This is a genomic window from Salipiger pentaromativorans (genome assembly GCF_024721115.1).
GTDB lineage: Bacteria > Pseudomonadota > Alphaproteobacteria > Rhodobacterales > Rhodobacteraceae > Salipiger > Salipiger pentaromativorans.
Window position 1 is genome coordinate 468650 of the sequence record NZ_JAMDHK010000001.1, and the last position, 12456, is coordinate 481105.

14 protein-coding genes and 1 tRNA gene are annotated in these 12456 nt (G+C 69.1%); 7 read left to right on the top strand and 8 right to left on the bottom strand.

Annotated elements, in window-relative coordinates; all coding sequences use genetic code 11:
- Nucleotides 1–79 precede the first annotated feature (79 nt).
- From M4578_RS02185 to lpxK, 5 genes are all read left to right on the top strand, one after another.
- Nucleotides 80–1426 carry a TldD/PmbA family protein gene (locus tag M4578_RS02185; protein ID WP_258091795.1) on the top strand — a complete coding sequence of 449 codons (1347 nt, stop codon included), beginning with the start codon at nucleotides 80–82 and terminating at the stop codon, nucleotides 1424–1426.
- Entirely contained in the window at nucleotides 1413–2192 is a 780-nt protein-coding gene (locus M4578_RS02190; protein WP_258091796.1) for an inositol monophosphatase family protein, read from the top strand. The genes M4578_RS02185 and M4578_RS02190 overlap by 14 nt, the downstream gene beginning before the upstream one ends.
- A gap of 142 nt (nucleotides 2193–2334) precedes the next feature.
- A complete protein-coding gene (locus M4578_RS02195) occupies nucleotides 2335–2577 on the top strand; it encodes a DUF4170 domain-containing protein (protein WP_258091797.1) in 243 nt (80 codons plus the stop codon).
- A gap of 5 nt (nucleotides 2578–2582) precedes the next feature.
- Nucleotides 2583–3827 carry a 3-deoxy-D-manno-octulosonic acid transferase gene (locus tag M4578_RS02200; RefSeq protein ID WP_258091798.1) on the top strand — a complete coding sequence of 415 codons (1245 nt, stop codon included), beginning with the start codon at nucleotides 2583–2585 and terminating at the stop codon, nucleotides 3825–3827.
- Complete coding sequence (lpxK, locus tag M4578_RS02205) at nucleotides 3827–4816, top strand: tetraacyldisaccharide 4'-kinase (protein ID WP_258091799.1); 990 nt, start codon at nucleotides 3827–3829, stop codon at nucleotides 4814–4816. The genes M4578_RS02200 and lpxK overlap by 1 nt, the downstream gene beginning before the upstream one ends.
- Nucleotides 4817–4851: 35 nt before the next feature.
- Here lpxK and M4578_RS02210 read toward each other — a convergent pair whose 3' ends face one another.
- The gene (locus M4578_RS02210; protein WP_258091800.1) at nucleotides 4852–5718 is read right to left on the bottom strand and encodes an N-formylglutamate amidohydrolase; all 867 of its coding nucleotides are present in this window, start codon (nucleotides 5716–5718) and stop codon (nucleotides 4852–4854) included.
- A 203-nt stretch (nucleotides 5719–5921) separates the two neighbouring features.
- On the opposite strand from M4578_RS02210, the gene M4578_RS02215 reads away from it, so the two are divergent.
- Both M4578_RS02215 and ykgO read left to right on the top strand, forming a co-directional pair.
- Nucleotides 5922–5996, top strand: a tRNA-Val gene (locus M4578_RS02215).
- A gap of 82 nt (nucleotides 5997–6078) precedes the next feature.
- Nucleotides 6079–6204, top strand: a complete 126-nt coding sequence (gene ykgO, locus M4578_RS02220; protein ID WP_007792261.1) for a type B 50S ribosomal protein L36 — start codon at nucleotides 6079–6081, stop codon at nucleotides 6202–6204.
- A 161-nt stretch (nucleotides 6205–6365) separates the two neighbouring features.
- Here ykgO and M4578_RS02225 read toward each other — a convergent pair whose 3' ends face one another.
- From M4578_RS02225 to M4578_RS02255, 7 genes are all read right to left on the bottom strand, one after another.
- On the bottom strand, nucleotides 6366–7193 hold the full coding sequence (locus M4578_RS02225) for a transglutaminase family protein (protein WP_258091801.1): 828 nt from the start codon (nucleotides 7191–7193) through the stop codon (nucleotides 6366–6368).
- Nucleotides 7194–7327: 134 nt separating this feature from the next.
- On the bottom strand, nucleotides 7328–7999 hold the full coding sequence (locus M4578_RS02230; protein WP_258091802.1) for a phosphoribosylanthranilate isomerase: 672 nt from the start codon (nucleotides 7997–7999) through the stop codon (nucleotides 7328–7330).
- Nucleotides 8000–8067: 68 nt separating this feature from the next.
- Nucleotides 8068–8418, bottom strand: coding sequence for a LapA family protein (locus tag M4578_RS02235; RefSeq protein WP_258091803.1), 351 nt, complete (start codon nucleotides 8416–8418; stop codon nucleotides 8068–8070).
- Nucleotides 8419–8428: 10 nt separating this feature from the next.
- Nucleotides 8429–8710 carry an integration host factor subunit beta gene (gene ihfB / locus M4578_RS02240; protein WP_258091969.1) on the bottom strand — a complete coding sequence of 94 codons (282 nt, stop codon included), beginning with the start codon at nucleotides 8708–8710 and terminating at the stop codon, nucleotides 8429–8431.
- 305 nt (nucleotides 8711–9015) lie between these two features.
- Complete coding sequence (gene rpsA / locus M4578_RS02245) at nucleotides 9016–10692, bottom strand: 30S ribosomal protein S1 (RefSeq protein ID WP_258091804.1); 1677 nt, start codon at nucleotides 10690–10692, stop codon at nucleotides 9016–9018.
- Nucleotides 10693–10924: 232 nt separating this feature from the next.
- Complete coding sequence (locus tag M4578_RS02250; protein WP_258091805.1) at nucleotides 10925–11152, bottom strand: hypothetical protein; 228 nt, start codon at nucleotides 11150–11152, stop codon at nucleotides 10925–10927.
- Between the two features lie 114 nt (nucleotides 11153–11266).
- Nucleotides 11267–12259 carry an aldo/keto reductase gene (locus M4578_RS02255; protein ID WP_258091806.1) on the bottom strand — a complete coding sequence of 331 codons (993 nt, stop codon included), beginning with the start codon at nucleotides 12257–12259 and terminating at the stop codon, nucleotides 11267–11269.
- Nucleotides 12260–12456 lie beyond the last annotated feature (197 nt).

Consider the following 12456-nt stretch of genomic DNA (forward strand, 5'->3'; position numbering starts at 1 on the left):
GGGCGGGCCGGACCGCGCCTTTTCCTTGCACAGCGCCGCCGCCCGGCCTACCTCGGGACAGATGCGACGCGGAGGAGACATGGCCCGACCACTCGACACCCTGACCCAAGCGCTTCTGGGCGCCGCGCGGAAAGCCGGCGCCGATGCGGCCGATGCCATGGCCGTGGACGGCAGCGCCATCGAGATCGACGTGCGGAACGGCACGCTGGAAAAGGCCGAACGCGCCGAGGGCACCGACATCGGGCTGCGGGTCTTCGTCGGCCAGCGCTCGGCGGTGGTCTCCGCCTCGGACACGCGCGACGAGACGCTGACCGCGATGGCCGAACGCGCCGTCGCCATGGCCCGCGAGGCGCCCGAGGATCCCTATGCCGGGCTCGCCGCGCCCGAACAGCTCGCCCACGACTGGGACATCGACGCGCTGGAACTGGCCGATCCGACCCCCGAGCCCGCCCCGGCGGCGCTGCAGGAAGACGCCTGCGCGGCCGAGGCGGCGGCGCTGGCGGTGGCGGGGATCGCACAGGTCCAGTCCGCCTCGGCAAGCTACGGGCGGCAAAGGGTGCATCTGGCCGCGACCAACGGATTCTCGGGCGGCTATACCCGCAGCTCGCGGGCCCTGTCCTGCGTGGCGATCGCCGGCGAGGGGCTGGCGATGGAGCGCGATTACGATGGCGACGGCCGCACCTTCCAGACCGATCTGCGCGCGCCCGAAGAGATCGGCCGCCGTGCCGCCGAGCGCGCGCTGGCACGGCTTGACCCGCGCAAGCCGAAGACCGGCGCCTATCCGGTGCTGTTCGACGAACGCATCGCCGCCTCGCTGATCGGCCATCTGACCGCCGCGGCCAATGGCGCGGCGGTGGCCCGCGGCGCCTCCTGGCTGCGCGACGCGCTGGGAGAGCAGGTGCTGCCCGCCGCGCTGTCGCTGATCGAGGATCCGCTGCGCCCGCGGATCTCGGGATCGCGGCCTTTCGACGCCGAGGGCCTGCCGACCCGACGCCGGGCGCTTGTCGAGAACGGCGTGCTGACCGGCTTCACGCTCGACCTCGCCAATGCGCGCAAGCTGGGCCTGGCGCCCACCGGCAACGCCGCGCGCGGCACCTCCGGCGCGCCCGCGCCCAGCAACTGGAACCTGGCGCTGACCCAGGGCCCGCAGAGCCGCGAGGACCTGATCGCGGAGATGGGCACCGGGCTGATCGTCACCTCGATGATCGGCGCGACGATCAACCCCAATACCGGCGATTATTCGCGCGGGGCCGCCGGGGTCTGGGTCGAAAACGGCGCGCCCGCCTATCCGGTCTCCGGCGTGACCATCGCCGGCAATCTGCGCGACATGCTGCGCCGGATGACCCCCGCGAACGACGCCCGGCCCTGGCTCTCGCGCGTCGTGCCCTCCCTGCTGGTCGAGGGGCTCACCCTTGCCGGAGAGTGACCTTGCGCTGCTCATCCGGGCCGCAGAGGCCGCCGCCGAGGTCGCGACAGGCTATGCCGGCGAGGCGCTGAACGTCCGCCACAAACCCGCCGATGGCAGCCCGGTCACCGATGCCGATCTCGCGGTGAACGCGGTGCTGGGCGAGATCCTGCGCGGCGCCCGGCCCGATTACGGCTGGCTGAGCGAGGAAAGCGCCGACGATCCGGCGCGGCTGGGCGCCGAGCATGTGTTCATCGTCGATCCGATCGACGGCACCCGCAGCTTCATCGAAGGGTCTGAAAGCTGGGCGCATTCGCTGGCCGTGGCGCGCAACGGCGCGATCACCGCCGCCGTGGTGCTGCTGCCGAAGCGCGGCAAGCTCTACGAGGCGGCGGCGGGCGGCGGGGCGCGGCTGAACGGCGCGCCGTTGCGCACAAGCGGGGTCGCGGTACTGGAGCGGGCGCATGTGCTGGCCACGAAGCCGGCGCTCGACCCGACCCACTGGCGCGCCACGCCCGAGCTGACCCGCAGCCACCGTCCCTCGATCGCCTATCGGCTGGGGCTGGTGGCCGAAGGCCGCTATGACGCGATGTTCACCTTCCGCCCGTCCTGGGAATGGGACATCGCGGCGGGCGCGCTGCTGCTCTCCGAGGCCGGGGCCCGGCTGACCGACCGCAGAGGGGCGCCGATCCGCTTCAACGCCGCCAGGCCCCTGCATGAAGGGCTGGTCGCCGCCAACCCGGCGCTGCACGACGACATCCTCAGGCGCCTGCGGCAGATGCCCTGACGCCTCCCCGGTCACCGGCGCTGCAAATTTCTTTGAAGAAATTTGCAAAAGTTTTCGAAAACTTTTGCGCGCCCCGCTCGATGCTTGACCTCGCCCGGACAGGCCGTAGGTTGCCCCCGTCAGTGCGAGAAAGGACTTCAGCATGGTTCAGCGACTCCACCTGGTTTTCGGCGGCGAACTCGTGACCCCGGAAAAGAACGCCTTCAAGAATGTCGATGACATCCATATCGTCGGCATCTTCCCCGATTATGCCAGCGCCCACGATGCCTGGAAGGCCGAGGCGCAGCGCACGGTGGACAACGCCCATATGCGCTATTTCATCGCCCATCTGCACCGGCTGCGCGACGAGGAGACCGAAGCCTCGACCACCGAGGAGCTCGGCTGACCGTCTTGACGCGCAAACCTTTCGCGCTTTCGGCCTATCTGGCCTTTGCCCGGGGGCGCCCCGCCGCGCCCCCCGCGCCGCCGCCGGCACCGCGCCCGGACGGGCCGCTGATCTGGCTGCATGCCGACCGGGCCGAGACCGCCCGCGCCCTGGCGGCGCTGGCGGCGCGCATGCAGGTCCAGCGCCCCGAAGTCGCGGCGCTGCTCACCTGGCCCGCCGGCATGGCCACGCCCCCCGATGCCCCGCGCTACTGCCTTGCCCAGCCGCTGCCCGGCGACAGCCTGTCCGAAGCGCAGGACTTCGCCGCCTACTGGCGCCCGGATCTCGGGCTCTGGACCGGCCAGACCCTGCGCCCGGCGCTGCTGACGAAACTCTCCGAGGCGGGCACCCGGCTCGCGCATCTGGGCGCGCGCAACGAGACCTGGTACGTGCCCGCGCCGCTCTGGGTGCCCGATTGCACCACCGCCGCGCTGGCCCTCTTCGACCGGATCTTCGCCGAGGACGACCCCGCCCTGCGCCGCCTGCGCCGCATGGGGCTGCCCGACAGCCTGCTGCGCCGCGCCGGCCCGCTGAGCGAGACGGCGCCGCCGCTCGACTGCCCGCCCGAGCTGCATGAGGAAATGGCGCAGACGCTGTCCGGCCGCCCGGTCTGGCTCGCCGCCAAGGTGCGCGCGGACGAGGCGACGGACATCCTGCGCGCCCATCGCCGCGCCACCCGGCTCGCGCACCGGCTGATCCTCATCCTGGTGCCCGCAAGCCCCCGGGACGGCGCCGCCATCGCCGAGACCGCCTGCGCCTCCGACCTGCGCGTCGCGCGCTGGGATGCGGGCGAGATGCCGGACGAGAACTGCCAGGTCCTGCTCACCGAGGATGCCAGCGAGCTGGGGCTCTGGTACCGGCTGGCCCCCATCGCCTTTCTCGGCGGCTCGCTGCGCCCCGGCCATGGCGGCGAGGATCCGCTCGAGGCCGCGGCCCATGGCGCCGCCCTGCTCTACGGCCCCAATGTCGGGCGCCATCTTTCCGCCTATACGCGGCTGGTCGAAGCCGGAGCGGCGCGCATCGTGCGCGATTTCGACACGCTGGCCGCGGCGGTCTCGCAGCTTGTCGCCCCCGACCGCGCCGCCGCCATGGCCCATGCCGGCTGGGATGTGGTGAGCCAGGGCGCGGCGCTGACCGACGAGGTGATCGCGCTCGCCTTCCAATGGCTCGACGGCGACGACGGCGGCAACGGCACGGGTGAGGCCGCCTGATGCGCCCGCCCGGTTTCTGGTATCACCCGCCCGACCGCCCCGGCTGGCAGGCCCGCCTGCTGGCGCCGCTTGGCGCACTCACCGCCCGTGCCACCGCGCGCCGCGTGGCGGGCCGCGGAACGGAGCCCGGCGTGCCGGTGATCTGCGTCGGCAATCTCAATGCCGGCGGGACCGGCAAGACCCCGACGGTGATCGCGCTGATCGAGCGACTGGGTCCGCGCGCGCATGTGGTCTCGCGCGGGCATGGCGGGCGGCTGGAAGGCCCGGTCCAGGTCGATCCGCGCAGCCACAGCGCCGCCGATGTTGGCGACGAGCCGCTGCTGCTGGCCGCCTTCGCACCGGTCTGGGTGGCCCGCGACCGCGCGGCGGGCGCCCGCGCGGCGGTCGCGGCCGGCGCCGGGGTCATCCTGCTGGACGACGGGTTCCAGAACCCGGCGCTGCACAAGGACCTGTCGCTGATCGTGGTGGATGCCGCCAAGGGGTTCGGCAACGGGCGCTGCCTGCCGGCGGGGCCGCTGCGCGAACCCGTCGCCCCGGGACTGGCGCGCGCCGATCTGCTGCTGTCCATCGGCCCGGACCCGGCGCAGCGCCGCTTTGCCGCCACCTGGGGCACGCAGATCGCGCAAAGCGCCCTGCCCCATCTCACCGGCCATCTGGCGCCGTTGCAGACCGGCATGGACTGGGAGGGGCTGCCAGCGCTCGCCTTTGCCGGCATCGGCCATCCGGAAAAGTTCTTTGCCACGCTGAAGGGGCTCGGGGCCGAGCTGCGCGGAACCCAGGCGCTGGACGATCACCAGCCCTTTACCCAGGCGCTGCTGACCCGGCTCGAAACCGATGCCGCCCGGCTCGGCGCGCAGCTCGTCACCACCGAGAAGGACGCCGTGCGCCTGCCCGCCGCCTTCCGCCCCAAGGTGCTGACCCTGCCGGTGCGGCTGCAAATCGAAGACCCCGCGCCGCTGGAAACCGCGCTCTCCCGGCTGTTCGGCTAGAGTCCGGGCAGAGTTCCGCGCGGCCCGGCGCCCGCCTATTCCGCCGCCAGCGGCTGCTCGCGGTCGCGGTGCCCGATGGCGGCGATCTCGGCCACCACCCCGCGCAGAAGGCGCCGGAACGCCTGGAAATTCGCGTTCGGCCGGATCCGCGCCTCGTCCATATAGATCGAACGGTCGATCTCGATCTGGATCGCATGCTGCCCCCGCGACGGGCGGCCATAGGCCTGGGTGACATAGGCGCCGGCAAAGGGCGCGTTGCGCACCACCGCCAGCCCGGCGCCGGCAAAGGCCGCCTCGACCCGCGCCACGATCTCGGGCGCCGCCGAGGCGCCGAACCGGTCGCCGATCACGATCTCGGGCCGCCGCGCGGCGGTGCGCGCCACCCCGTCCACCGCCTCGTGCGGCATGGAGTGACAGTCGATCAGGATCGCCTCGCCGAACTGCACCCGCGCCTGCTCCAGCAACCGCCGCAACTGCTCGTGATAGGGATGCCAGTAGCGCGAGATCCGCCGCTCGGCCTCGGCCAGCGGCAGCTTGCCGCGATAGATCGCCCGGCCATTCGCCACCACCCGCGGCACCACGCCCAGCCCGCTCGAGACCCGCGGATTGTGCCCGCCGCGCCGCACGTCCTCGATCAGCGCAGGATCGAGCTCTTCGGCGGCACGGTTGAGGTCGATGAAGGCGCGCGGGGCGCCCGCGCGCAGCAGCGGCGCGCCGAACTGCGGCGCACAATCGAACAACCGGTCGACAAAGGCATCCTCGGAAGAGCGGATCGAATGCTCGTCCAGAACGGTGCCGCGCAGAAAGCTCCACGGGTAATCACGCCCGGAATGCGGTGAGGCGAAGACCACGCAGGAGGTGGGTGTCTCGGGCAGATCGAGGTGATAGGCGACTTTCGGCATTCGGGCTCCTTCGAGCGCAGTTTAGCCCCAATTCCCCCGTCTCCAAAAGCCCGTTTTGCAAGCACTTAGGAAACCGACACCGGGCGCGGGAAAAGCCCTTGCCACCGTCTCCGACTCCTTTTATAGAGCCCTCCACCGGCGCGGTCTCTCCGCGCCCCGTTTCATTCTGGGGCACAGAGACAAGTATCGCGCAGGCCATGAATGGGCGGTTAGCTCAGCGGTAGAGCACTACGTTGACATCGTAGGGGCCACTGGTTCGATCCCAGTACCGCCCACCATGGACTTCACCGCCCCGCGGGTTCGCCCGGGGGTCATCGCAACGCCAGGCGCTCGCGCGCCGCGACAAGAGGAGAGACCAGGATGAAGGTCGCAAACTCGCTCCGCTCGCTCAAAAAGCGCCATCGCGACTGCCGCGTTGTGCGCCGCAAGGGCCGCGTCTACGTGATCAACAAGACCCAGCGCCGTTTCAAAGCCCGCCAGGGCTGAACCGGCAACGGATCGCGAAAGACGGAATGGGCCACCTTCGGGTGGCCTTTCTGCTGTTTGGGCCCGAAGCATGATTGTCGCGGCCTCTGCGGGAAGGGGCGCCTCTGGCGCCCAAACGCCGCGCGACTTGTCCGTGCCGGCGAGTTGCCGCGCAGCCCCCTTCACTCCTCCGCCACGATTTCGACCCGGTAGCTGAGTTCCGATCCCGTGAGCGCGCCATAATACCCGCCCTCCACCGGCATCGTCTCGGCCTGCCCCGGCGCCGCGCATAGCGCCACATGGCCGTCGCTGACCCGCGTGCCATGGGTCGGATCATAGCCACGCCAGCCGATGCCGGGCAGAAACGCCTCGGGCCAGGCGTGCAAATGGCGCTTGCCATCGACGCTTTCGGCGCGCGCCTGATAGCCGCTCACGAACCGCGCGGGCAGGCCCATCAGCCGGCAACAGGCGATGAAGAGCACCGCCAGATCGCGGCAGGCGCCCACAGCGCGCAACAGCGTGTCCTCGGGGCTCTGGGCATAGCCGGTGTCGCGGATTCGACGGTCGGTGCGCGCAAAAAGCGTTTCGGTCAGCTTGTCGAGAAAGACCGGCGCCTCGCCCCGGGCGACATCGGCCATCGACTGCGCGAAGGCCCGCACCGCCGCCCCGGGATCGGGCTGCTCCAGATAGGGCGCCAGCGCCGCGTCCGGCAGCGCCCAGGGCAGAAGCGGCACGGCGCCCCCCGCCAGCGGCACCGGCGCCTGTGTCTCCATCTCGAACTGGCTGTCGATGCGCAGCAGATCCGTCGCCCCGCCGAATTCCACCAGCGTCAGCACATTGCCATGGGCGTCTTCCTGCTCGACGATCGCGGCGGGTTCCGGCTCGATCACCAGCGCGCGCAGCAGCAGCCGCCCGCCATCGCCGCGCGGGGTCAGGCGCAGCCGGTGCGCGGCCAGGGTCACCGGCGTGGCATAGCGGTAAAGCGTCTCATGTCGGACGGAAAATCGCATCACGGCCTCTCTGCCCGCAGCCTCTTGCTCCGCAGATCAGAAAAGCACCGCGGCGGGCGTCAAGACCAGCCAATTCAACGCCGCAGCCGCGGCCCCGCCCCGGGCGCGCCCGATTTTTCCGCGCGCGCGACGGTTCAGAGCCGGGGCACCGCCGCCGCCTCTTCGGCATCGGTCACCGCGCGCAGAAACGCCGCGATCCGCGCCGGATCCTTGACGCCGGGGGCGGATTCCACCCCGGAGGAGACATCCACCTGCCGCGCCCCGGTCATCCGCACCGCCTGCGCCACGTTCTCGGGGGTCAGCCCGCCGGCCAGCATCCACGGGCAGGGCCAGCGCCGCCCGGCGATCAGGCGCCAGTCGAAGGCCAGCCCGTTGCCGCCCGGCAGCACCGCGCCCTTCGGCGCCTTGGCATCCACCAGGATCTGATCGGCCACCTTGCCATAGTCCAGCAGCGCCGGCAGATCCGCCTCCGAGGCCACGCCCACCGCCTTCATCACCGGCAACCCGTAGCGCGCGCGCACCTCGGCCACCCGCTGCACGCTCTCGCGCCCGTGCAGTTGCAACATGTCCAGCGGCACCTCTGCGAGAATCGCGTCGAGCAGCGCGTCCTCCGCGTCGACGACCAGCGCCACCTTGGCGAGCCCGACCGGCGCCGAAAGCGCCAGATCGCGCGCTTCGGCGATGCTCACGTAGCGGGGGCTCTTGGGAAAGAACACGAGCCCGGCATAGCGGGCACCGGCCGCAGCCACGGCCTGCATCTCTTCGGGCCGTTTCAGCCCGCAGATCTTCACGCGAATCTCGGTCATCCCGCGCCCGCTCTCAGCTTGTCCACCGGCGCCCGCGATCCCCGCGCGCGCCCCGCCCTGCCGGGATCTCAGGCGCTCTGATCCAGAATCGCCAGGACCTCGTCCTTGTCCTTGTCGCGCTCGGCCTGGGTCTTCTTCAGCTCACGCTCGAGCTTGCGCACCTCGGTCTTGCGCTCGGCCGCCGCCGCACGATGCTTGTGCTCGCGCAGCCACTCCCAGAAGAACCCGATGAGCAGCCCCGCGACGATCCCGCCGAAGAACACCAGGAACAGCGGCAGCGAAAGCGTCTTCTGAAAGCTCAGAAGCCCCGCCAGCTCGTCCGGCAGCAGTTGCAGCTCCACCATGGAGCGGTTGGCCATCGCGATGGCCACAAGGACAACCGCGAGGGCGCCCAGAAACGCGTAGCGAATGTAACGCATGGTCTTTGTCTTACTTTCCGTTCAGCCGGTCGCGCAACAGCTTGCCGGTCTTGAAGAACGGCACGTGCTTTTCCTCGACCTCGACGGCTTCGCCGGTCCGCGGATTGCGCCCCAGCCGGGCATCGCGCTGCTTGACCGAAAAGGCCCCGAAGCCGCGCAGTTCGACCCGGTCGCCCCGGGCCATGGCATTGGTGATCTCCTCGAAGATCGTGTTCACGATCCGCTCTACGTCCCGTTGGTAGAGATGCGGGTTCTCCTCCGCGATCTTCTGGATCAATTCCGATCTGATCATCGTCACACATCCCCTTGCGGCGTCTTTTCGCGCCCCGGTGTTCTACGACACTTCCCCCTTTCCCGCCAAATGGAAACCTTGGGATCGCACAAAAAAGCCATGCAAAGCAGCGCATTGAGGCCCGGTTCGGCAAGGCTCCGCCGGATGGGGCCCCGAAGCCCCGGGAATGCTGCGGCGCGGCTAGCGACCGGCGCGGCGACGATTCGGGCGCGCAACGGGCAGGCGGGCGGGTGCCCGCGCCATGAAAAACCCCCGCCGGATCGCTCCGGCGGGGGTCGGTTGTCACATCAGAAACCGCGTGGGTCTCAGTTGTCGCCCTTGAGCGCGGCGCCCAGGATGTCGCCCAGCGACGCACCCGAGTCGGAGGAACCGTACTGTTCCACGGCCTCTTTCTCTTCGGCGATCTCGCGTGCCTTGATCGACAGGCCCAGACGGCGGGTCTTGGAGTCGATGTTGGTGACGCGCACGTCGATGTGGTCGCCGACCGAGAAGCGCTCGGGGCGCTGTTCGGCACGGTCACGCGACAGGTCGGAGCGGCGGATGAAGGATTTCATGCCTTCGTATTCCACCTCGATGCCGCCGTCCTCGATCGCGGTGACGGTCACGGTGACGATCGAGCCGCGCTTCACGCCGCCCACGGCATCGGCGAACTTGTCGCCGCCCAGGGCCTTGATCGAGAGCGAGATGCGCTCTTTCTCGGTATCCACCTCGGTGACCACGGCCTGAACCACGTCGCCCTTGCGGTATTCCTGGATGGCTTCCTCGCCGCGCTGATCCCAGCTGAGATCCGAGAGGTGCACCATGCCGTCGATCTCGCCGTCGAGCCCGATGAACAGACCGAATTCGGTGATGTTCTTGACCTCGCCCTCGACCTGCGTGCCCTCGGGGTGGGTCTCGGAGAAGACTTCCCACGGGTTGCGCATGGTCTGCTTGAGACCCAGCGAGACGCGGCGCTTGGCCGGGTCGATCTCGAGCACCATGACGTCCACTTCCTGCGAGGTGGAGACGATCTTGCCCGGGTGGACGTTCTTCTTGGTCCAGGACATTTCCGAAACGTGCACCAGACCTTCGACGCCCGGCTCCAGCTCCACGAAGGCGCCGTAATCGGTGATGTTGGTCACGCGGCCCTTGTGGACCGAGCCCAGCGGGTACTTGACCGCCACCAGATCCCACGGATCTTCCTGGAGCTGCTTCATGCCCAGGCTGATACGGTGGGTGTCCTTGTTGATCTTGATGACCTGGACCTTGACGGTCTCGCCGATCGACAGGATCTCGGACGGGTGGTTCACGCGGCGCCATGCCATATCGGTGACGTGCAGCAGGCCGTCGACACCGCCCAGGTCAACGAACGCACCGTATTCGGTGATGTTCTTGACCACGCCGTCGACCGTCTGGCCTTCGGTGAGGTTCGAGATGACCTCGGCACGCTGTTCGGCGCGGCTCTCTTCGAGGATCGCACGACGCGACACAACGATGTTGCCACGGCGACGGTCCATCTTGAGTATCTGGAACGGCTGCTTGAGACCCATGAGCGGGCCGGCATCGCGCACGGGGCGCACATCGACCTGCGAACCGGGCAGGAAGGCCACGGCGCCGCCGAGATCGACGGTGAAGCCGCCTTTGACACGACCGAAGATCGCACCTTCGACGCGGGCGTCGTCGGCATAGGCTTTCTCGAGACGGTCCCAGGCCTCTTCGCGGCGGGCCATCTCGCGGGAGATCACGGCTTCGCCGCGGGCGTTTTCGGCAGCGCGGAGATAGACCTCCACCTCGTCACCGACCTCGACCTTGGGCGCTTCACCGGGTTCTGCGAATTCTTTCAGCTCGACGCGGCCTTCCATCTTGTAGCCGACGTCGATGATGGCCTGGCCCGCTTCGATCGCGATGACCTTGCCTTTGACAACCGAACCTTCGTCCGGGGTGTCCATTTCGAGGCTTTCATTAAGGAGGGCCTCGAATTCCTCCATGGTTGCATTAGCCATGTGGCGTATATGTCCTTTTCATCTTCAGTTTTTCTGGCCGGGCGGTTGTCTCCACCGGTCTTGAGGTTGGTCCTTCGGGCGGTCCGCAAAACAAAGAGGGCCGGTGTTGTGCCGACCCCTGCTCGTTTCTTCATCCGCGGCGTTGTTTGCCTTGCTTGACGCGCGCGATATACGCAAAGCCGCCCCCGGGATCAAGCCCGGAGAGCGGATGGCCGGTTCTGATCCGCCCCTGTCAGCCGAGAAGCGGGTCGTCGAAGCTGACCACGGCGGCGGGGCCGGGATCGAAATCCTTCGCTTCGCCGTCCACGCCGTCGAAGGCGCGCGGCTCCACATGTACGAGTCTCACGCCGCCGCTGCCGCCAACGGGGTAGATGTCGATCTGGCTTTCCCCGTCGATGTCGGGGATCTTCAGGGTGTTGATGACCTGGGCGCCGGGTTTCTTGAAAACGAAATGATCCATGATCCGTAATCCTGCAATTCAGACAAAAATATCCGGAGACGCCGAAAATCCCGGCGCCCGGGCAAGCAGGCTAACACGAAACCCCGATTTTCCGAACCCCCTGCGCGTCGGCGCTCAGCAGTAGTTCTCCGGCCCCACCCATTGCACTGTGGCGTAGCGGTCGCCATGGCACCAGCCCACCGGCAGCACCGTCTCGATCCGCGCCATATCCTCGGGCGACAGCGCGGCCTCGGCGCCGGCCACCAGCTCGCGGAAATGCGGCACCGAGCGGGTGCCCGGAATCGGGATCACATGCGACCCCTTGTGCAGCGCCCAGGCCACCGACAGCCCCGCCGCGCTCAGACCCATCTCGGCGGCCAGCGCGCGGAAGCCCTCGAGAAGCCGCAGATTCGCCGAATAGTTCGGCTCCAGGAAACGCGGATTGATCGACAGGAACGGGTTGGTCTCGATCCGCGCGCGCGACACCGGATCGTCGGTCAGCAGCGACCGGCCCACCGGCGAAAACGCCACCAGCGCCACGCCCAACTCGGCGCAGGTCTGGATCAGCCCCAGTTCCGGCGCGCGGGTCGAAAGCGAATATTCCGATTGCACCGCCGCCACCGGATATTCCGCCTGCGCCCGGCGCAGCGTCGCCGGCGCGATCTCGGACAGGCCGATGGCCTTGCATTTGCCCTTGGCCACCAGCCGGCCCATGGTTCCCGCCACCTCTTCCACCGGGATCTCGGCCTGATAGCGGTGGACATAGAACAGATCGACGCAATCGACGCCCAGCCGGCCCAGCGAGGCATCGAGCTGCGCTTCCATATGCTCCGGCGTATTGTCGAAGCAGCGGTTGCCCTGCGCATCGGCGGTGATCCCCGCCTTGGTGGCGATATGCACCCTGTCGCGGGCCCCGGGGTTGGCCGCCAGCCACGCCCCGATGGCATTCTCGGATCGGCCCTGACCGTAGATGTTCGCGGTATCAATATGGGTCACGCCGCAGTCACGGGCGAGATCCAGAATCGCGAAGGAGGCTTCCTCGGTGGTGGCGCCGTAGAAATCGGCAAAGGACATCGCCCCAATCCCCAGGCAAGACACCTCTGCCCCGCCGATCATCCGCTTTTTCATCTTTCGGTACTCCCGTTCCTGGCCGACCGGACGGGCCCGACATTCGGAACCCCCGGTCCTGTCTTCCGGCGCCGGAAAGCGGCTGTCCGCCCGGCACCCCAATTCTTCTGGCCCGCCTTCGCGCAAGGACGCCCCTGCCCTCGCACGCGCCACGGCGGCCTCAGGCCGGGCGATCGCAACGCTCGAGGCAGGTCCTT

What these genes read in the sequence shown, in the direction of transcription:
- M4578_RS02185 (WP_258091795.1), top strand. Translation starts at nt 80, where the DNA reads ATGGCCCGACCACTCGACACCCTGACCCAAGCGCTTCTGGGCGCCGCG.
- M4578_RS02195 (WP_258091797.1), top strand. Translation starts at nt 2,335, where the DNA reads ATGGTTCAGCGACTCCACCTGGTTTTCGGCGGCGAACTCGTGACCCCG.
- lpxK (WP_258091799.1), top strand. Translation starts at nt 3,827, where the DNA reads ATGCGCCCGCCCGGTTTCTGGTATCACCCGCCCGACCGCCCCGGCTGG.
- M4578_RS02210 (WP_258091800.1), bottom strand. Translation starts at nt 5,718, where the DNA reads ATGCCGAAAGTCGCCTATCACCTCGATCTGCCCGAGACACCCACCTCC.
- ykgO (WP_007792261.1), top strand. Translation starts at nt 6,079, where the DNA reads ATGAAGGTCGCAAACTCGCTCCGCTCGCTCAAAAAGCGCCATCGCGAC.
- M4578_RS02225 (WP_258091801.1), bottom strand. Translation starts at nt 7,193, where the DNA reads ATGCGATTTTCCGTCCGACATGAGACGCTTTACCGCTATGCCACGCCG.
- M4578_RS02230 (WP_258091802.1), bottom strand. Translation starts at nt 7,999, where the DNA reads ATGACCGAGATTCGCGTGAAGATCTGCGGGCTGAAACGGCCCGAAGAG.
- M4578_RS02235 (WP_258091803.1), bottom strand. Translation starts at nt 8,418, where the DNA reads ATGCGTTACATTCGCTACGCGTTTCTGGGCGCCCTCGCGGTTGTCCTT.
- ihfB (WP_258091969.1), bottom strand. Translation starts at nt 8,710, where the DNA reads ATGATCAGATCGGAATTGATCCAGAAGATCGCGGAGGAGAACCCGCAT.
- rpsA (WP_258091804.1), bottom strand. Translation starts at nt 10,692, where the DNA reads ATGGCTAATGCAACCATGGAGGAATTCGAGGCCCTCCTTAATGAAAGC.
- M4578_RS02250 (WP_258091805.1), bottom strand. Translation starts at nt 11,152, where the DNA reads ATGGATCATTTCGTTTTCAAGAAACCCGGCGCCCAGGTCATCAACACC.
- M4578_RS02255 (WP_258091806.1), bottom strand. Translation starts at nt 12,259, where the DNA reads ATGAAAAAGCGGATGATCGGCGGGGCAGAGGTGTCTTGCCTGGGGATT.